Below are 20,036 nucleotides of genomic sequence, written 5' to 3' on the forward strand. Positions count from 1 at the left end.
AGCCTTTGTCGCGGATTGACGCTTTCGGCAATTCCCCTGTCGTTTTTGCACCCGGTCCGTTCAGCCCCGGGGCATATGCTGGCCCCAAAGCGCCGGCAGACGATTCGGCGCATGAATCGCCAATAAGGGGACGCCTGATGAGCCCAGCCGAGTTGCACGCCGACAGCATCGTTATCGACGGTCTGATTATTGCCAAGTGGAACCGCGACCTGTTCGAAGACATGCGCAAAGGTGGCCTCACCGCCGCCAACTGCACGGTGTCGGTGTGGGAAGGCTTCCAGGCCACGATCAACAACATCGTTGCCAGCCAGACCCTGATCCGTGAGAACAGCGACCTGGTGATCCCGGTAAAAACCACCGCCGACATTCGCCGCGCGAAAGAGCTGGGCAAGACCGGCATCATCTTCGGCTTCCAGAACGCCCACGCTTTTGAAGACCAGCTCGGCTACGTCGAGATCTTCAAGCAGCTCGGCGTGGGTGTGGTGCAGATGTGCTACAACACCCAGAACCTGGTCGGCACCGGCTGCTACGAGCGCGACGGCGGCCTGTCCGGCTTTGGCCGTGAGGTCGTCGGCGAGATGAACCGCGTCGGCATCATGTGCGACCTCTCCCACGTTGGCTCCAAGACCAGCGAAGAAGTCATCCTCGAATCGAAAAAGCCGGTGTGCTACTCCCACTGCCTGCCGTCCGGCCTCAAAGAGCACCCGCGCAACAAGTCCGATGAAGAGCTCAAGTTCATTGCCGACCATGGCGGTTTTGTCGGCGTGACCATGTTCGCGCCATTCCTGGCCAAGGGCATCGATTCCACCATCGACGACTACGCCGAAGCCATTGAATACACCATGAACATCGTCGGCGAAGACGCCATCGGCATCGGCACCGACTTCACCCAGGGCCATGGCCAGGATTTCTTCGAAATGCTGACCCATGACAAGGGCTACGCCCGCCGCCTGACCAGCTTCGGCAAGATCATCAACCCGCTGGGCATCCGCACCGTGGGCGAATTCCCCAACCTCACCGAGACCCTGCTCAAGCGCGGCCACAGCGAACGCGTAGTGCGCAAGATCATGGGCGAAAACTGGGTCAACGTCTTGAAAGACGTCTGGGGCGAATAAGCCAACCTCTCTTTTTCCTCCGGCATCCGCGCCGGGGGCATCCAAACGAATTTTCTGGAGTTAAGTTTCCATGGCCAAGATCGCCCCGCAATTGCCAATCGAAGTCGACAGCGAAACCGGTGTCTGGACCTCCGACGCCCTGCCGATGCTGTACGTGCCGCGCCATTTCTTCGTCAACAACCACATGGGCATCGAAGCAGTGCTGGGTGCCGACGCCTATGCCGACATCCTCTACAAGGCCGGCTACAAGTCCGCCTGGCACTGGTGTGAAAAGGAAGCCGAATGTCACGGCCTGGAAGGCGTCGCCGTGTTCGAGCACTACATGAAGCGCCTCTCGCAGCGCGGTTGGGGCCTGTTCAAGATCCAGGACATCGACCTCGACAAAGGCACCGCCAGCGTCAAGCTCGAACACTCGGCCTTCGTCTACGTGTACGGCAAGGTCGGGCGCAAGGTCGACTACATGTTCACCGGCTGGTTTGCCGGCGCCATGGACCAGATTCTGCAAGCCCGCGGCAGCCAGATCCGCACCGTCGCCGAACAAGTCTACGGAGGCTCCGAAGAGGGTCACGAAGATGGTTTGTTCACCGTCAAGCCGTTGTAAGCCGAGGACCGTGCCATGGCTTTCGAAGCAATGTTTGCGCCGATTCAGATCGGCAAACTGACCATCCGCAACCGCGTGCTCAGTACCGCCCACGCCGAGGTGTATGCCACCGACGGCGGCATGACCACCGACCGCTATGTGAAGTATTACGAAGAGAAAGCCAAGGGCGGTATCGGCCTGGCCATCTGCGGCGGCTCCTCGGTGGTGGCCATCGACAGCCCGCAGGAATGGTGGAGTTCGGTGAACCTGTCCACCGACCGCATCATCCCGCACTTCCAGAACCTGGCCGACGCCATGCACAAGCATGGCGCCAAGATCATGATCCAGATTACCCACATGGGGCGTCGCTCGCGCTGGGACGGTTTTAACTGGCCCACCCTGATGTCGCCGTCCGGGGTGCGTGAGCCGGTGCACCGCGCCACCTGCAAGACCATCGAGCCCGAAGAGATCTGGCGCGTGATCGGCAACTACGCCAGCGCCGCCAAACGCGCCAAGGCCGGCGGCCTGGACGGTGTGGAACTGTCCGCCGTGCACCAGCACATGATCGACCAGTTCTGGAGCCCGCGCGTCAACAAGCGTACTGACGAATGGGGCGGCACCTTTGAAGGCCGCATGAAGTTCGGCCTGGAAGTGCTCAAAGCCGTGCGCGCCGAGGTCGGCGACGACTTCTGCGTGGGCATGCGCCTGTGCGGTGACGAGTTCCACCCGGACGGCTTGTCCCACGAGGACATGAAGCAGATCGCCAAGTATTACGACGACACCGGCATGCTCGATTTCATCGGCGTGGTGGGCTCGGGGTGCGACACCCACAACACCCTGGCCAACGTGATCCCGAACATGAGCTACCCGCCGGAGCCGTTTCTGCACCTGGCCGCCGGTATCAAGGAAGTGGTCAAGGTGCCGGTGCTGCACGCACAGAACATCAAGGACCCGAACCAGGCCACGCGCATCCTCGAAGGCGGCTACGTGGACATGGTCGGCATGACCCGTGCGCACATTGCCGACCCGCACCTGATCGCCAAGATCAAGATGGGCCAGATCGACCAGATCAAGCAGTGCGTCGGCGCCAACTACTGCATCGACCGCCAGTACCAGGGCCTGGACGTGCTGTGCATCCAGAACGCCGCGACCTCCCGTGAATACATGGGCGTGCCGCACATCATCGAGAAATCCACCGGACCGAAACGCAAGGTCGTTGTGGTCGGTGCCGGCCCGGCCGGGATGGAAGCAGCGCGCGTCGCTGCCGAACGTGGCCACGACGTGACCCTGTTCGAGAAGAAAGAGTTTATCGGCGGGCAAATCACCACCGCGTCCAAAGCGCCGCAGCGCGACCAGATTGCCGGGATCACCCGCTGGTTCCAACTGGAGCTGGCGCGCTTGAAAGTCGACCTGCGCCTGGGCGTAGCGGCGGATGCCGACACCATCCTCGACCTGCGCCCCGACGTGGTGGTGCTGGCGGTGGGCGGGCATCCGTTCATCGAGCAGAACGAACACTGGGGCGCCGCCGAAGGCCTGGTGGTGAGCAGCTGGGACGTGCTCGACGGCAAGGTTGCGCCGGGCAAGAACGTGCTGGTGTACGACACCATCTGCGAGTTCACCGGCATGTCGGTGGCGGACTTTCTGGCCGACAAGGGCTGCCAGGTGGAGATCGTCACCGACGACATCAAGCCGGGCGTGGCGATTGGCGGCACGTCGTTCCCCACCTACTACCGCAGCATGTACCCGAAAGAAGTGATCATGACCGGCGACATGATGCTGGAGAAGGTCTACCGCGAGGGCGACAAACTGGTGGCGGTGCTGGAGAACGAATACACCGGCGCCAAAGAGGAGCGGGTGGTGGACCAGGTGGTGGTCGAGAACGGCGTGCGTCCGGACGAGGCCATCTACTATGCCCTCAAGGAAGCCTCGCGCAACAAGGGCCAGATCGACGTTGAAGCGCTGTTCGCGATCAAACCGCAGCCGTGCCTGAGCGAGGCGGGCGAGGGGTACTTGCTGTTCCGCATCGGTGACTGTGTGGCGCAGCGTAATACCCACGCTGCGATCTACGACGCCCTGCGCTTGTGCAAGGATTTCTGACCCGCACACGGTCGAAAAATGTGGGAGGGGGCTTGCCCCCGATAGCGGAGTGTCAGTTGATGCAGCTTTAGCTGACCCACTGCTATCGGGGGCAAGCCCCCTCCCACATTAAAGGCCAGTTTCACTTTAGATTTGTGTGGTCTGTGGGAGCTTCACCATGTTGAACACCTTGCTGCCTATTCTCCTGTTTGCCGCCCTGGGCCTCGCCGTCCTCGGCGCCCTGCGCCGGGCAAACATGTGGCGCCGTGGCCGCGCGTCAAAAGTCGACCTGCTGGGCGGCCTTTTGGCCATGCCCAAGCGCTACATGGTCGATTTGCACCACGTGGTCGCCCGCGACAAATACATCGCCAACACCCACGTCGCCACGGCGCTGGGTTTTGTGCTGTCGGCGCTGCTGGCGATCCTGGTGCATGGGTTCGGCCTGCAAAACCGTATCCTCGGCTACGCCTTGCTGCTGGCCTCGACCTTGATGTTTGTCGGCGCGATCTTCATGTACCTGCGCCGCCGCAACCCGCCCGCGCGCCTGTCGAAAGGCCCATGGATGCGCCTGCCGAAAAGCCTGCTGGCGTTCTCGGTGAGCTTCTTCCTGGTGACCTTGCCGGTCGCCGGCATTCTGCCCGCTGACTTTGGCGGCTGGCTGCTCGCTGCATTGCTGAGCGTGGGTGTGCTGTGGGGCGTGTGCGAAATGTTCTTCGGCATGACCTGGGGCGGCCCGATGAAGCACGCCTTCGCCGGGGCCCTGCACCTGGCCTGGCACCGCCGCGCCGAACGCTTCGGCGGCGGCCGCTCCACCGGCTTGAAACCGCTGGACCTGACGGACAAAAGCGCGCCCCTGGGCGTGGAAAAGCCCAAGGATTTCACCTGGAACCAACTGCTCGGTTTCGACGCCTGCGTGCAGTGCGGCAAGTGCGAAGCGGCGTGCCCGGCCTTCGCCGCCGGCCAGCCGCTGAACCCGAAAAAACTGATCCAGGACATGGTCGTCGGCCTGGCTGGCGGCACCGACGCAAAATTCGCCGGCAGCCCCTATCCGGGCAAACCCGTCGGCGAACACGGCGGCAACCCGCACCAGCCAATCGTCAACGGCCTGGTGGACGCCGAGACCCTGTGGTCATGCACCACCTGCCGCGCCTGCGTGGAAGAGTGCCCGATGATGATCGAGCACGTCGATGCCATCGTCGACATGCGCCGCCACCTCACCCTGGAAAGGGGCGCCACGCCGAACAAGGGCGCTGAAGTGCTGGAAAACCTGATCGCCACCGACAACCCCGGCGGTTTCGCCCCGGGCGGTCGGCTCAACTGGGCGGCGGATCTGAACCTGCCGTTGCTCAGCGAAAAGGCCAGCTGTGATGTGCTGTTCTGGGTCGGCGACGGCGCCTTCGACATGCGCAACCAGCGCACCCTGCGCGCCTTCGTCAAAGTGCTGAAGGCCGCCAGGGTAGACTTCGCCGTACTCGGCCTGGAAGAACGCGACAGCGGCGATGTGGCCCGACGCCTGGGCGACGAAGCGACCTTCCAGCTGCTGGCGACCCGCAATATCCAGACCCTGGAGAAGTACTGCTTCAAACGCATCGTCACCTGCGACCCGCACAGTTTTCACGTACTCAAAAACGAATACGGCGCCTTCAACGGCAACTATCAGGTGCAGCATCACAGCACCTTCATGGCCGAACTGATCGACGCGGGCAAGCTGCACCTCGGCCAGCACAAGGGCAACAGCGTGACCTACCACGACCCTTGCTACCTGGGCCGCTACAACGGCGAGTACGAGGCGCCGCGTCAGGTACTGCGTGCGCTGGGCATCGAGGTCAAGGAGATGCAACGCTCGGGCTTCCGTTCGCGCTGCTGCGGCGGCGGTGGCGGCGCGCCGATCACCGACATTCCCGGCAAGCAACGGATCCCGGACATGCGCATGGACGACATCCGCGAGACCGGCGCCGAACTGGTGGCCGTGGGCTGCCCGCAATGCACGGCAATGCTCGAAGGCGTGGTCGAACCGCGGCCGTTGATCAAGGACATCGCCGAGTTGGTGGCTGACGCGTTGCTGGAAGACGCTGCACCGGCCAAAGCCCCCTTAAAGCGTGAACCTGCGGAGGTGCAGTGATGAGCGACATTATCCGCCGCGACCCACGGGCCGAATGGATCGCCCGTAACCGTCTGCATCCCTTGCACGCGGCCATGCAGCCTGTGCAGCAGAGCTGGATGGGGCCCAACGGCGTCATGCGCAAGAACGTGCATGGCGTGGGCTTTATCGGCCCCAACGGCATCAAGCGCATCGACCGCAGCGGCGCCCAGCAGGGCGGCGCGGCCAAGCGTACGGCGGCAGTGGAAGTGCAGTTGCCATTGCACCGGATTGCCGAACCTGCGTTTTACATCAACGTGGTGCCGGACATGGTCGGCGGCCGCCTGAGCAGCCACGACCGCGATCTGTTGGGCCTGGCACGGCAACTGGCCGGCCACGACGGCGCGGTGCTGGCCGTGGTGTTTGGCGAGCACAAGGAAAGCGCATTCGCCACCGCTGGCGTCGACCGCCTGCTGGTGCTGGAGGGTCACGAATTCGACGGTTATTCACCGGAGCAACGGGTGCAGGGGCTGCGCGCTGTGGATAACCAGTTCAACCCACGCCACTGGTTGCTGCCCGACAGCCGCAGCGGCGGCGGTGAACTGGGCCGACGCTTTGCCGCCAGCCTCAAGGAACGTCCGGCCACGCGAGTGTGGCAAGTCAAGGACGAACAATGCATCGGCCGCGCCGGTGCCGGCCAGCAGGATGTGGCGCGGCCGTTGCCACGCCTGATCCTCGCCGCCGTCGAATGCGCCGAACCGGTCAGCGACACGCGCCATGAAGTATTGCCGGTGGAGTTATCCACAACCCTGGCGCGCAGCCTGCCGCGTATCGAAGATTTGGGCGCGGTGGCGGTGGACCCGGCGGCGATTCCCATGGCCGAAGCCGAATTCATTTTCTCCGGCGGCAACGGGGTCAAGGACTGGGCACTGTTTCACCAGACTGCCGCCGCACTCGGCGCCACCGAAGGCGCATCACGGGTGGCGGTTGACGACGGCTTCATGGCGCGTGACCGTCAGGTTGGCGCCAGCGGCACCTGGGTCACGGCGCGGGTGTACGTGGCCGTGGGCATTTCCGGGGCGATCCAGCACCTGCAAGGTATCGGTGCCTGCGACAAGGTGGTGGCGATCAACCTCGACCCGGGTTGCGACATGATCAAGCGGGCCGACCTGTCGGTGATCGGTGAAAGTGCCGCGATTCTGCAAGCCTTGATCGCTGCGGTCGAGGCCCACCGCCACGGCGCCAAGCGCGACGCGGCTTGAGGACATGAGCATGACAACCAATGTAATCAGCCTGGTGTCCATCGGCGCCCACCCCACCTCCGGGCGCGCGCGCCGTGCAGAGCAGGACGCACGCGCTGTCGAGCTGGGCCTGCAAATGGCTGGGGATAAGTTGCAGGTGCTGCACGCCGGCAACATCAATGAGCCCACCTTGCGCAGCTACCTGGGCATGGGCCTGCCGCAATTGCACGTGCTGGAACAACCGAGCGGCGCTGATGCGCTGCCGGTGCTCGGCGATTATCTGCGCGAGGCCGGCGCCCAGGTGGTGCTCACCGGCAGCCAGGCCGAAACCGGTGAAGGCTCGGGCATGCTGCCGTTTTTGCTCGCTGAACACCTGGGCTGGCCGCTGATTGTGGGGCTGGCGCAAGTGGAATCCATCGACGGCGGCGTCGCCCATGTGTTGCAAGCGTTGCCCCGTGGTCAGCGGCGGCGCCTGAAGGTGCGCCTGCCATTTCTGGCAACTGTGGATAACGCTGCGCCCAAGCCCCGGCAGAGCGCGTACGGCCCGGCGCAACGCGGCGAGTTGGCGGCCCATGAGGTTGAAGTCGAAGAAGACGAGTTATTCACAGGCGCCTCGCTGCAACCGGCCAAGCCTCGGCCCAAGCGCCTCAAGGTGATCAAGGCCAAGAGCGGCGCCGACCGCATGAAAGCCGCCACGGCCAAGGCCAGCGGCGGCGGTGGCCAAGTGCTCAAGGGCGTCAGCGCCGAAGAGGGCGCCCAGGCCATTCTCAAGTTGCTCATAGAAGAAGGCGTCGTACGCTGAACCCTGTGTGGGAGGGGCAAGCCCTCCCACCGTTATTTTTGTGATGACGGGGTGCTTACCCACAATCCCTGTTGACCCGTCTGTGGATAACCTGTTCGCGCATGTCCACACCCCGTGTAAATCAGGCCCTGCAGCCTGTCGTACGAAAAATAACCAGGCTAACCTGCGGTTTTTATTGGGTTTTTCCGTTGAGAAAGTTCTGAACTTGCCCCCAAAGTCTGTTGGCGCTTCTGTGGATAAGATGTTCGCTATCGGCTACAGGCCTTATAAAACGTGGGCTGCGCCGCTCTGATCAAATTCTGATCAATGTCGTCTTTTCAGCGGCCAAAAACCCCTGGATACCCCGGTTTATGAAGCGTTGACATGGTTTTCCACAGCGCTTGCAAAGTTGCCCCCAAAGTCTGTTGGTGCTTCTGTGGATAAGGTGTTCGCGCACCGCTGCAGCCCTTGCAGATCAAGGCTTTGATGGGCTTGATCAATAAGTGATCAGCGCGGGATAAAACTGCGTAAACTGAATAAGTCACGGATTTTCTTGATTTAATTTCAGCTGAACGATGCAGTTGCCCACAATTGCTGTGGGTGGCTTTGTGGATAAGTTGTTGGGTAAAGGCTGGAGGGCAGGGCGATAAAGGGTTTGAAGGGGGCTGAGCATTTTTTGAACACTGATGATATCCAATGTGAGAGCTGGCTTGCCTGCGATGGCATCACCCCGGTGCCGCCGAGGCTGCGAGGTGTCCGCATCGCAGGCAAGCCCGCTCCCACAAAAGTCCCACCTTTCTGATCTGTGGGGTATCAGTTACTCGTGTGCAGCCACACCTTTGAGATAAGGCGCTGGCGCCGCACCCAGGTTATTGAGCAACCGCTCGCTGTACCAGTCCACGAAGTTCACCACGCCAAACTCATAGGTCTTGGAGTACGGACCCGGCTGGTAAGCCGTGGAGTTGATCCCGCGCTGGTTCTCTTCGGCCAGGCGACGGTCCTGGTCGTTGGTGGCGTCCCACACCTGGCGCATGCGGTCGACGTCGTAGTCCACGCCTTCCACGGCGTCCTTGTGCACGATCCACTTGGTGGTGACCATGGTTTCCTGGGCGCTGATCGGCCACACGGTGAACACGATGATGTGGTCGCCCATGCAGTGGTTCCAGGAGTGGGGCAGGTGCAGGATGCGCATCGAGCCCAGGTCCGGGTTCTTGATGCGACCCATCAGTTTGGCGCAGCCCTGTTTGCCATCCAACGTCATCGACACAGTGCCCTTGAGCAGCGGCATGCGCACAATGCGGTTGCGCAGGCCGAAGCTGGCGTGGGCGTAAGGGATCTTCTCGGCGTCCCAGGCGGCGGCCGAGGCGGCGACGTGGTCCTTGAAGGCCTGGTCGGCCCGTGGGTCGGTGACGTCGTCCCATTCCAGCAGGGTTTTCAGCAGTTCCGGGTGCGACGCGTTGCAGTGGTAGCACTCGCGGTTGTTTTCCAGCACCAGTTTCCAGTTGGCTTTTTCGAACAAGGTGGTCTGGATCGCCACCTTGGTGTTTTCCATGTCGTAGGGTTCCATGTAGTGGTTCAGTGTCGACAGGAAGTCATCGATGGCTGGCGGGTTTTCCGCCAGGCTGATGAAGATATAGCCGCCGGCAGTCTTCACGTTCACCGGCTTCAAGCCGTACTGCTTCATGTCGAAATCGGCGCCCATCTCGGTGCCGGCGAACAGCAGGCGGCCATCGAGCTCGTAGGTCCACTGGTGGTAGTGGCAGACCAGCTTGGCGACCTTGCCCTTGTCGCTGGTGCACAGGCGCGAGCCACGGTGCCGGCACACGTTGTGAAACGCATGCACTACGCCTTCGGCGCCACGGATCACGATGATCGGGTTCTTGCCGATCTGCAGGGTCAGGTAGTTGCCCTTGGCAGGGATTTCGCAGGTCATGCCGGCGATCAACCACTCTTTCTGGAAGATTTCCTGCATGTCGATATCAAACAGCCGCTCGTCAGAGTAGAACGGCTGCGGCAGGGAAAAGGTGCGCTCACGCTCTTGCAGCATTTGCGCGGTGGCCTTGCGTGCGGGTTCCAGCGGATCGCCCAAGCTTAAGGTTGCGGTGACGTCCATCGTGTGTGTCCTCAAGGCCATTCTGTGTGGCCGGTGAAAGTGGCTACGGTTGTTGCAATGCAAGGCGTAAAGAAAGTGTCTTGTTGGGCGTGAGTGTGGGGCCGGCGTTGCGACGAACCTTATCCATGGGCGACATGGCGCAATCTGATCCCGACGCGCAACCCCCTGTCATTGGGGGCTGGTCGCCGTAAGTATGTGAATGTCGCAGATAGGTAAGTGGGTGGTTCCGGCGTTACGCAGAATCGCCACCATCAGGCCGACCTACGGCTACGGAGAATAAGCATGTCCAACAATTTCCTGAATCCGGTAACGACACAGACCTGGGCCAATGGTCGGCACATCGTCCGTTGCGTCAAAGTCATCCAGGAAACCTGGGACGTGCGCACCTTCTGCTTCATGGCCGACCAGCCGATTCTGTTCTTTTTCAAGCCGGGGCAGTTCGTCACGCTGGAGCTGGAAATCGAAGGCCAGCCGATCATGCGTTCCTACACCATTTCCAGTTCGCCGTCGGTGCCCTACAGTTTTTCGGTGACCATCAAGCGCGTACCGGGCGGCCGGGTGTCCAACTGGCTGCACGATACCCTGCATGAAGGGCAGGAGCTGGCGGTGCACGGGCCGGTTGGTCTGTTCAACGCCATCGACTTTCCCAGCCCCAAAGTGCTGTACCTGAGCGGCGGGGTCGGCATCACGCCGGTGATGTCCATGGCGCGCTGGTTCTACGACACCAATGCCAATGTCGACATGACCTTTGTCCACAGCGCCCGCTCGCCCAAGGACATCATCTACCACCGCGAGCTGGAGCACATGGCGTCGCGGATCGATAACTTCAGTCTGCACCTGATCTGCGAGAAACATGGCCTTGGCGAACCCTGGGCGGGTTATCGCGGCTACCTGAACCACAAGATGCTCGAACTGATGGTGCCGGACTTCCTCGAACGTGAAGTGTTCTGCTGCGGCCCCACGCCTTACATGAGCGCGGTGAAGCGCCTGCTGGAAACGGCCGGGTTCGACATGGCGCGGTATCACGAAGAGTCCTTCGGCGCCACGCCACCGGAAGCCCGCGCCGACGCGGTGGAGCAGGCCGAACAGGCTGCCGACGCTCCGGAAGTCGACCTGGCCGACCTGCATCAAGTGGAATTCATCGCCTCGGGCAAGAGCATCCGCGTGGCTCCCGGCGAAACCGTGCATGCGGCCGCCGCCAAGCTGGGCCTGCTGATTCCGAAGGCCTGCGGCATGGGCATCTGTGGCACGTGCAAAGTGATGAAGCTGGGCGGGGAGGTCGAGATGGAGCACAACGGCGGGATCACCGAAGAAGACGAAGCCGAGGGTTACATCCTGTCGTGCTGCAGCGTGCCGAAGGGCGATGTGCGTATCGAGTTCTGATGTCCCGGGGACGCACTGTTCAAATGTGCAAGGGGGCAAGCCCTAATGCCGTTCAGTTAAGGAAAATATGTGGGCTTATTGTGGCGAGCGGGCTTGCCCCGCGTTGGGGGGCGAAGCGCCCCCAATCGAGCAAAACGCGGTGTACCTGATACGGCTCAGCGTCTGGTTTTGGGGCTGCTGCGCAGCCCAACGCAGGACAAGCCTGCTCGCCACAGGGAATCTGCGCTTAACTGAACGGCATTAGGGCTTGCCTCCTCCAACACAAGAACTGCGCCGGGGTGGATGAGTCCCCGGCGCTGCCCCTGATCGTTATCGGGTATAGATGTGGATGGCGAACTGATCACCTGAAGGTGTCAGTTCGAACACTTTTCCGGTAACGGTCAAGGTCCTGGAAGGCTCCCTGATGGTGTCACCGACGTTCGCCAGTTTCCTGAAGTCGTCCCAACCTATGTAGGTTGGCGCAAGAGTGCCGAATTGTTTTGTGTTCATTGCGTAGCGTGCAGCGTCTTCCATGGTGTAGCCCTCTATTGGATTTCCGTTTCCTGCCGATTCATTCGGCGGGCGGTGAGCCCCGGAAAGTGGCAGACCGGTCTGCGTTTTCCTTCCGGGTTCCAAGAGGCTAGTCAATGATTTTGATACCGTGGGCTGTCGGAAATACCATAAAACAACCTCGGCAATCGGCCAGTACCCACTCGCCGATTTCCTGCGTCAGGCGTTCATCACTTCCCTGATATCAGCAGCCAATTCCCTTACACGCTCTTCCTCGGTATCCCACGCACACATGAACCGCGCGCCGCCTTTGCCAATGAAGGTATAGAACCGCCAGCCCTTGGCCGTGAGCGCCGCAATCGCCGGTTCCGAGAGTTGCAGGAACACGCCGTTGGCCTGTACCGGGAACATCAACTCCACGCCGGGAATATCCGCCACCAGGCTGCTCAGCAATTGCGCACAGTGGTTGGCGTGGCGGGCGTGCTTGAGCCACGCGTCGTTTTCCAGCAGGCCCACCCACGGCGCGGAGAGAAAGCGCATTTTCGATGCCAGCTGGCCCGCCTGTTTGCAGCGGTAGTCGAAGTCTTCGGCCAGCGCGTGGTTGAAGAACAGGATCGCTTCACCCACCGCCATGCCGTTTTTGGTGCCGCCAAAGCACAGCACGTCCACCCCGGCCTTCCAGGTAAGGTCCGCCGGCGAGCAGCCGAGGAAAGCGCACGCGTTGGCGAAGCGCGCGCCGTCCATGTGCAGGTTCAGGCCCAGTTCCTTGCAGGTGACGCTGATGGCACGGATTTCTTCGGGGGTGTACACACTGCCCACTTCAGTGGCTTGGGTCAGCGTGACCACGCGCGGCTTGGGGTAGTGAATGTCCTGGCGCTTGAGGGCGATCTCGCGGATCGAGTCCGGGGTCAGCTTGCCGTTTTCGGTGCGTGCGGTGAGCAGCTTGGAGCCGTTGGAGAAAAACTCCGGCGCGCCGCATTCGTCGGTTTCGACGTGGGCGGTTTCCGAGCAAATCACGCTATGGTAGCTCTGGCACAGGGACGACAGCGCCAGCGAGTTGGCGGCGGTGCCGTTGAACGCGAAAAACACTTCGCAGTCGGTTTCGAACAGGTTGCGGAAACCGTCGGCGGCGCGATGGGTCCATTCATCATCACCGTAGGCGCGCTGATGGCCCTGGTTGGCTTGTTCCATGGCGGCCCAGGCTTCCGGGCAGATGCCGGAATAGTTGTCGCTGGCAAATTGTTGGCTCTTGTCGGTCATGGCCCGTTCCTGTGGTCGATGTTGGTGCGCACTTTACCCAACATCGGCCGGGGTGCGCACGCGCTGTAAATGCAAAGTCAGTGGGGAATTATGCACGGTACTCACACTACGCCTGTCGGACGAGTCCGTGATGGCGCCCTGGATCTGCTCAAGTGGCTGGCGCTGCTGAGCATGGTGCTTGATCACCTGCGCTACCTCGGTGTGAGCCTGGATGGGCTGTATGTGCCGGGACGCCTGGCGTTCCCGTGGTTTTGCCTGGCGATTGCGGCGAACCTGCACCGTACGCGCAACGCCGTGGTGACCGGCTACTGGCGTTATCTGGGCTGGCTGCTGCTGTTCAGCGTGATCAGCGAAGTGCCGTATCGGATGTTTATCGACGATGCCGATACCTTGAACGTGCTGCCCACCCTCGCGCTGGGTCTGCTGGTTGCCCGAGGATGGCAGCAGAAGGCGTTTTTTGATCGAGGACTGGCGTTGATCGCGCTCGCGTCAGGTGCTGTGTTTTCCCCATATTTGATGTTCGGGGTATTCGGTGTATTGCTGCCGCTGGCGATGCTGCTGGTGTTTCGCCGGCCATGGTATTTCAGTGTGTTGCCGGGTTTGGTCTGTGTGGCGGCTAATCAATGGCAGATTTTGCTCAATAGCGGCTCAATCGTGGCGCTGACCGGGCTGGCTGCGTGCCTGATTGCGCCATTGGCCGGATTGGTCTTGTTGCGACATGTCAAAAATGTCTCGCCGCCGGCCATGCGTCGCTGGGCATATGCTTTGTATCCGGCGCATTTTCTGCTGCTTTTCCTCCTTCGCAAGATCATCGCCTAACCCCTGTGGGAGCTGGCTTGCCTGCGATGCAGACACCTCGGAGCGTCAGTTGCACCGCAGCGATGCCATCGCAGGCAAGCCAGCTCCCACAGAGGCCTCTGCACAATATTCAGGCGATGTCGTAAACGCACCTTTGCGTGGCGTCCGTAGGCATTTGACCTGCACGCCCCAGCCCTACCATCGCATCAAAGGGCCCTGCACGGGCCTCAACAATACGAAAGGCTGGGAGAGACGCGATGTTCAGCAAACAAGACCAGATCCAGGGATATGACGACGCACTGTTGGCGGCGATGAATGCCGAGGAGCAGCGTCAGGAAGATCATATCGAGCTGATCGCGTCGGAGAACTACACCAGCAAACGTGTGATGCAGGCGCAAGGCAGCGGCCTCACCAACAAATACGCCGAAGGCTACCCGGGCAAGCGCTACTACGGTGGCTGCGAGCATGTGGACAAGGTCGAAGCCCTGGCCATCGAGCGTGCCAAGCAACTGTTTGGCGCCGATTACGCCAACGTGCAGCCGCACTCCGGTTCGTCGGCCAACAGCGCGGTGTACCTTGCGCTGATCAACGCTGGCGACACCATCCTGGGCATGAGCCTGGCCCACGGTGGTCACCTGACCCACGGCGCCAAAGTGTCGTCCTCGGGCAAGCTGTACAACGCGGTGCAATACGGCATCAACACCGACACCGGGCTGATCGACTACGACGAAGTCGAGCGCCTGGCCGTCGAGCACAAGCCGAAGATGGTCGTGGCCGGTTTCTCCGCCTACTCCAAGACTCTGGATTTCCCGCGCTTTCGTGCGATTGCCGACAAGGTGGGCGCGCTGCTGTTCGTCGACATGGCCCACGTCGCCGGCCTGGTTGCCGCTGGCCTGTACCCGAACCCGCTGCCCTACGCCGACGTGGTCACCACCACCACCCACAAGACCCTGCGCGGTCCGCGTGGCGGTTTGATTCTGGCCAAGGCCAACGAAGCCATCGAGAAAAAACTCAACTCTGCCGTGTTCCCCGGTGCCCAGGGTGGCCCGCTGATGCACGTGATCGCCGGCAAGGCCGTGTGCTTCAAGGAAGCGGCTGAGCCTGGCTTCAAGGTTTACCAGCAACAGGTGATCGACAACGCCCAGGCGATGGCCGAAGTGTTTATCAAACGTGGCTACGATGTGGTCTCCGGCGGCACCGACAACCACTTGTTCCTGGTCAGCCTGATCCGCCAGGGCCTCACCGGCAAAGACGCCGACGCCGCCCTGGGTCGCGCCCACATCACTGTCAACAAGAACGCCGTGCCGAACGACCCGCAGTCGCCGTTCGTGACCTCGGGCCTGCGCATCGGCACCCCGGCGGTGACCACGCGCGGTTTCAAAGTGGCGCAGTGCGTCGAACTGGCCGGCTGGATCTGCGACATCCTCGACAACCTCGGCGATGCCGACGTCGAGGCCAACGTGGCCAAGCACGTGTCTGCCCTGTGCGCTGATTTCCCGGTTTATCGCTGAGCGCGGTTTTGGAGTAATGACTATGCAACGCTACTCGGGCTTCGGCCTCTTCAAGCACTCCCTCAGCCATCACGAAAACTGGCAGAAGATGTGGCGCACGCCGACCCCGAAGAAGGTCTACGACGTGGTCATCGTCGGCGGCGGCGGGCATGGTCTGGCGACCGCCTACTACCTGGCCAAGGAGCACGGCATCACCAACGTGGCCGTGGTCGAGAAGGGCTGGCTGGGCGGCGGTAACACCGCGCGCAACACCACCATCGTGCGTTCCAACTACCTGTGGGATGAGTCGGCGCACCTGTACGAGCACGCGATGAAACTGTGGGAAGGCCTGTCCCAGGACCTCAACTACAACGTGATGTTCTCCCAGCGTGGCGTCTACAACCTGTGCCACACCCTGCAGGACATCCGTGATTCCGAACGCCGCGTGAGCGCCAACCGCCTCAACGGCGTCGACGGCGAACTGCTCAACGCCAAACAGGTTGCCGACGAGATTCCTTACCTCGATTGCTCGAAGAACACTCGCTACCCGGTGCTGGGCGCCACCGTGCAACGTCGCGGCGGCGTGGCCCGTCACGATGCCGTGGCCTGGGGCTTCGCCCGCGCGGCTGACGCACTGGGCGTGGACTTGATCCAGCAGACCGAAGTGATCGGCTTTCGCAAGGAAAACGGCGTGTGCATCGGCGTGGAAACCAACAAGGGCTTTATCGGCGCCAAGCGCGTCGGTGTGGTCACCGCCGGTAACTCGGGCCACATGGCCGGGCTTGCGGGCTTCCGTCTGCCAATCGAATCCCACCCGCTGCAAGCGTTGGTGTCGGAGCCAATCAAGCCGATTATCGACAGCGTGATCATGTCCAACGCCGTGCACGGCTACATCAGCCAGTCCGACAAGGGCGACCTGGTGATCGGCGCCGGTATCGACGGCTACAACGGCTACGGCCAGCGCGGCTCGTACCCGGTGATCGAACACACCATCCAGGCCATCGTCGAGATGTTCCCGGTGCTCTCGCGCGTACGCATGAACCGGCAGTGGGGCGGCATCGTCGACACCACGCCGGACGCGTGCCCGATCATTTCCAAGACTCCAGTACCGAACATGTTCTTCAACTGCGGTTGGGGCACCGGTGGCTTCAAGGCTACGCCGGGCTCAGGCAACGTGTTTGCCGCCAGCCTCGCCAAGGGTGAAATGCACCCATTGGCCGCGCCTTTCTCCATCGACCGTTTCCACAACGGTGCGCTGATCGACGAACACGGCGCTGCGGCCGTCGCCCACTAACAGGAGAAATTTCCTATGTTGCATATCTTCTGTCCTCACTGTGGCGAACTGCGCTCCGAAGAGGAATTCCACGCGTCCGGCCAAGCGCACATCCCGCGCCCGCTGGACCCGAATGCCTGCACCGATGCCGAGTGGGGCGACTACATGTTCTTCCGCGACAACCCCCGTGGCCTGCACCACGAACTGTGGATTCACGCCGCCGGTTGCCGTCAGTACTTCAACGCCACCCGCGACACCGTGACCTACGAAATCCTTGAAACCTACAAGATCGGTGAGCAGCCACAATTCACCGCCAAGGCCTCTGGAGAGAAGGTATGAGCCAGATCAATCGCCTGTCCAACGGTGGCCGCATCGACCGCAACAAGGTCCTGACGTTTACCTTCAACGGCCAGAGCTACAAGGGCTTTGAAGGCGACACCCTGGCCGCCGCCCTGCTGGCCAACGGCGTCGACATCATCGGCCGCAGCTTCAAGTACTCGCGCCCGCGCGGCATCTTTGCCGCCGGCGCCGAAGAGCCGAACGCGGTGCTGCAGATCGGCGCCACCGAAGCCACGCAAATCCCCAACGTGCGCGCCACGCAACAGGCGCTGTATCAGGGTTTGGTCGCCACCAGCACCAACGGCTGGCCGAGCGTGAACAACGACATGATGGGTATTCTCGGCAAGGTCGGCGGCAAGTTGATGCCGCCGGGCTTCTACTACAAAACCTTCATGTACCCGCAATCGTTCTGGATGACCTACGAGAAGTACATCCGCAAGGCTGCCGGCCTTGGCCGCTCGCCGACCGAGAACGACCCGGACACCTACGACAATTTCAACCGTCACTGCGACGTGCTGATCGTGGGCGCAGGCCCTGCCGGCCTCGCCGCGGCACTGGCGGCTGCACGCAGCGGTGCCCGTGTGATCATCGCCGATGAGCAGGAAGAATTCGGCGGCTCGTTGCTCGATTCGCGCGAAAGCCTCGACGGCAAGCCGGCCACCGAGTGGGTCGCCAGCGTGATCGCAGAACTCAAGGCTCTGCCGGACGTGGTGCTGCTGCCCCGCGCCACGGTCAACGGCTACCACGACCATAACTTCCTGACCATTCACGAACGCCTCACCGATCACCTCGGTGACCGTGCGCCGATTGGCGTGGTGCGTCAGCGTATCCACCGGGTGCGCGCCAAGCGCGTCGTGCTGGCCACTGGTGCGTGCGAGCGTCCGCTGGTGTACGGCAACAACGACGTGCCGGGCAATATGCTCGCCGGTGCGGTGTCGACCTACGTGCGCCGCTACGGCGTGGCGCCGGGCAAGAAACTGGTGCTGTCGACCAACAACGATCATGCCTACCGCGTGGCGCTGGACTGGTTCGACGCCGGGCTGCAAGTGGTGGCTGTGGCCGATGCGCGCCACAACCCACGCGGCGCGCTGGTGGAAGAAGCCCGCGCCAAGGGCATTCGCATTCTCACCGGCAGTGCCGTGATCGAGGCCCGTGGCAGCAAGCACGTCACCGCTGCCCGCGTGGCGGCAATCGATGTGAAAGCCCATAAAGTCAGCAGCCCCGGCGAATGGCTGGACTGCGATCTGCTCGCCAGCTCCGGCGGTTACAGCCCGGTGGTGCACCTGGCCTCGCACCTGGGCGGCAAGCCGACCTGGCGCGAAGATATTCTCGGTTTCGTGCCGGGCGAAGCGCCGCAGAAACGCGTGTGCGTCGGCGGTATCAACGGCGTTTATGGCCTTGGTGATTCGTTGGCCGACGGTTTTGAAGGCGGCGTGCGCGCGGCCAGCGAAGCCGGGTTTGCGCCGGTGGAAGGCACGCTGCCAAAAGCCTTGAGCCGTCTGGAAGAACCGACTCTGGCGCTGTTCCAGGTACCCCACGACAAAGTCACTGCACGGGCCCCCAAGCAATTTGTCGACCTGCAAAACGACGTCACCGCCGCCGCCATCGAACTGGCGACTCGCGAGGGTTTCGAGTCGGTCGAGCACGTCAAGCGCTACACCGCACTGGGCTTCGGCACCGACCAGGGCAAGCTGGGTAACGTCAACGGCCTGGCGATTGCCGCGCGCTCGCTGAACGTGACCATCCCGCAGATGGGCACCACCATGTTCCGTCCCAACTACACGCCGGTCACCTTCGGCGCGATAGCGGGCCGCCATTGTGGGCACATCTTCGAACCGGTGCGTTACACCGCGCTGCAAGCCTGGCACGTGAAGAACGGCGCCGAGTTTGAAGACGTCGGCCAGTGGAAACGCCCGTGGTACTTCCCGCGCAACGGTGAAGACCTGCACGCAGCGGTGAAGCGCGAATGCCTGGCCGTGCGCGACAGCGTCGGCCTGCTGGACGCGTCCACCCTCGGCAAGATCGACATTCAAGGCCCGGATGCCCGCGAGTTCCTCAATCGCATCTACACCAATGCGTGGACCAAGCTCGACGTGGGCAAGGCGCGCTACGGCCTGATGTGCAAGGAAGACGGCATGGTTTTCGACGATGGCGTGACGGCCTGCCTCGCCGATAACCACTTCCTGATGACCACCACCACCGGCGGCGCGGCGCGTGTTCTTCAGTGGCTGGAAATCTACCAACAGACCGAATGGCCGGACCTCAAGGTGTACTTCACCTCGGTCACCGACCACTGGGCGACCATGACCCTGTCGGGCCCCAACAGCCGCAAGCTGCTGAGTGAGGTGACCGATATCGACCTGGACAAGGACGGCTTCCCGTTCATGACCTGGAAGGAAGGCCTGGTCGGCGGCGTACCGGCGCGGGTGTTCCGCATCTCGTTTACCGGTGAGCTGTCGTATGAAGTCAACGTGCAGGCCGACTACGCCATGGGCGTGCTGGAGAAAATCGTCGAGGCCGGCAAACAGTACAACCTGACCCCGTATGGCACCGAAACCATGCACGTACTGCGGGCGGAGAAGGGCTTCATCATCGTCGGCCAGGACACTGACGGCTCGATGACCCCGGACGACCTCAACATGGGCTGGTGCGTAGGCCGCACCAAGCCGTTCTCGTGGATCGGCTGGCGTGGCATGAACCGTGAAGACTGCGTGCGTGAAGAGCGCAAGCAACTGGTGGGCTTGAAGCCGATCGATCCGAATGTGTGGCTGCCCGAAGGCGCGCAGCTTGTGCTGGATGCCAAGCAGGCGATTCCGATGAAGATGGTCGGCCACGTCACTTCCAGCTATGCGCACAACTCCCTGGGTTATTCGTTTGCCATGGGTGTGGTCAAGGGCGGCTTGAAGCGCATCGGCGAGCGGGTGTTCTCGCCGCAGGCGGATGGCAGCGTGATCGAGGCGGAGATTGTGTCCTCGGTGTTCTTTGATCCTAAGGGTGACCGGCAGAACATTTGAGTCG

The 20,036-nt window shown here is 62.2% G+C and carries 15 protein-coding genes; 12 read left to right on the forward strand and 3 right to left on the reverse strand.

Translation table 11 applies throughout. The features are described 5' to 3' along the window. Positions 1–137: 137 nt before the first annotated feature. The 6 genes from ACXX81_RS00165 to etfB all read left to right on the forward strand — a co-directional run bounded on the left by ACXX81_RS00165 (position 138) and on the right by etfB (position 7,894). Positions 138–1,115, forward strand: coding sequence for a dipeptidase (locus ACXX81_RS00165; protein ID WP_176996679.1), 978 nt, complete (start codon positions 138–140; stop codon positions 1,113–1,115). 70 nt (positions 1,116–1,185) lie between these two features. Next, positions 1,186–1,716, forward strand: a complete 531-nt coding sequence (locus tag ACXX81_RS00170; protein ID WP_209985709.1) for a DUF5943 domain-containing protein — start codon at positions 1,186–1,188, stop codon at positions 1,714–1,716. 15 nt (positions 1,717–1,731) lie between these two features. Then, complete coding sequence (gene dgcA / locus ACXX81_RS00175; protein WP_209985706.1) at positions 1,732–3,792, forward strand: dimethylglycine demethylation protein DgcA; 2,061 nt, start codon at positions 1,732–1,734, stop codon at positions 3,790–3,792. Positions 3,793–3,949: 157 nt separating this feature from the next. Then, positions 3,950–5,893: a dimethylglycine demethylation protein DgcB gene (gene dgcB / locus ACXX81_RS00180; protein WP_458571036.1), complete on the forward strand. Its 1,944-nt coding sequence runs from the start codon at positions 3,950–3,952 to the stop codon at positions 5,891–5,893. Beyond that, on the forward strand, positions 5,893–7,113 hold the full coding sequence (gene etfA / locus ACXX81_RS00185) for an electron transfer flavoprotein subunit alpha (RefSeq protein ID WP_458571037.1): 1,221 nt from the start codon (positions 5,893–5,895) through the stop codon (positions 7,111–7,113). The genes dgcB and etfA overlap by 1 nt, the downstream gene beginning before the upstream one ends. A 10-nt stretch (positions 7,114–7,123) precedes the next feature. After that, a complete protein-coding gene (gene etfB / locus ACXX81_RS00190) occupies positions 7,124–7,894 on the forward strand; it encodes an electron transfer flavoprotein subunit beta (RefSeq protein WP_209985696.1) in 771 nt (256 codons plus the stop codon). A 796-nt stretch (positions 7,895–8,690) separates the two neighbouring features. Here etfB and gbca read toward each other — a convergent pair. Then, on the reverse strand, positions 8,691–9,986 hold the full coding sequence (gbca, locus tag ACXX81_RS00195) for a glycine betaine monooxygenase oxygenase subunit (RefSeq protein WP_458571038.1): 1,296 nt from the start codon (positions 9,984–9,986) through the stop codon (positions 8,691–8,693). 282 nt (positions 9,987–10,268) lie between these two features. On the opposite strand from gbca, the gene gbcB reads away from it, so the two are divergent. Next, positions 10,269–11,369 carry a glycine betaine monooxygenase reductase subunit gene (gbcB, locus tag ACXX81_RS00200; RefSeq protein WP_209985690.1) on the forward strand — a complete coding sequence of 367 codons (1,101 nt, stop codon included), beginning with the start codon at positions 10,269–10,271 and terminating at the stop codon, positions 11,367–11,369. A 309-nt stretch (positions 11,370–11,678) separates the two neighbouring features. Here gbcB and ACXX81_RS00205 read toward each other — a convergent pair whose 3' ends face one another. Together ACXX81_RS00205 and ACXX81_RS00210 are read right to left on the reverse strand one after the other, a co-directional pair. Continuing rightward, positions 11,679–11,882 carry a hypothetical protein gene (locus ACXX81_RS00205; RefSeq protein ID WP_373460574.1) on the reverse strand — a complete coding sequence of 68 codons (204 nt, stop codon included), beginning with the start codon at positions 11,880–11,882 and terminating at the stop codon, positions 11,679–11,681. 195 nt (positions 11,883–12,077) lie between these two features. After that, positions 12,078–13,118: a threonine aldolase family protein gene (locus ACXX81_RS00210; protein ID WP_209985688.1), complete on the reverse strand. Its 1,041-nt coding sequence runs from the start codon at positions 13,116–13,118 to the stop codon at positions 12,078–12,080. Positions 13,119–13,208: 90 nt separating this feature from the next. Here ACXX81_RS00210 and ACXX81_RS00215 point away from each other — a divergent pair, with 90 nt between their 5' ends. The 5 genes from ACXX81_RS00215 to ACXX81_RS00235 all read left to right on the forward strand — a co-directional run bounded on the left by ACXX81_RS00215 (position 13,209) and on the right by ACXX81_RS00235 (position 20,032). Next, positions 13,209–13,937: a TraX family protein gene (locus tag ACXX81_RS00215; protein WP_458571039.1), complete on the forward strand. Its 729-nt coding sequence runs from the start codon at positions 13,209–13,211 to the stop codon at positions 13,935–13,937. A gap of 236 nt (positions 13,938–14,173) precedes the next feature. Then, entirely contained in the window at positions 14,174–15,427 is a 1,254-nt protein-coding gene (gene glyA, locus ACXX81_RS00220) for a serine hydroxymethyltransferase (protein WP_209985682.1), read from the forward strand. 22 nt (positions 15,428–15,449) lie between these two features. Next, complete coding sequence (locus tag ACXX81_RS00225; RefSeq protein WP_209985679.1) at positions 15,450–16,700, forward strand: sarcosine oxidase subunit beta; 1,251 nt, start codon at positions 15,450–15,452, stop codon at positions 16,698–16,700. Positions 16,701–16,715: 15 nt separating this feature from the next. Next, positions 16,716–17,018 carry a sarcosine oxidase subunit delta gene (locus ACXX81_RS00230; protein ID WP_003234437.1) on the forward strand — a complete coding sequence of 101 codons (303 nt, stop codon included), beginning with the start codon at positions 16,716–16,718 and terminating at the stop codon, positions 17,016–17,018. Beyond that, positions 17,015–20,032, forward strand: a complete 3,018-nt coding sequence (locus ACXX81_RS00235; protein ID WP_322212086.1) for a sarcosine oxidase subunit alpha — start codon at positions 17,015–17,017, stop codon at positions 20,030–20,032. Before ACXX81_RS00230 ends, ACXX81_RS00235 begins: the two co-directional genes overlap by 4 nt. Positions 20,033–20,036: the final 4 nt, after the last annotated feature.

It is taken from the genome of Pseudomonas sp. GNP013 (genome assembly GCF_054343995.1).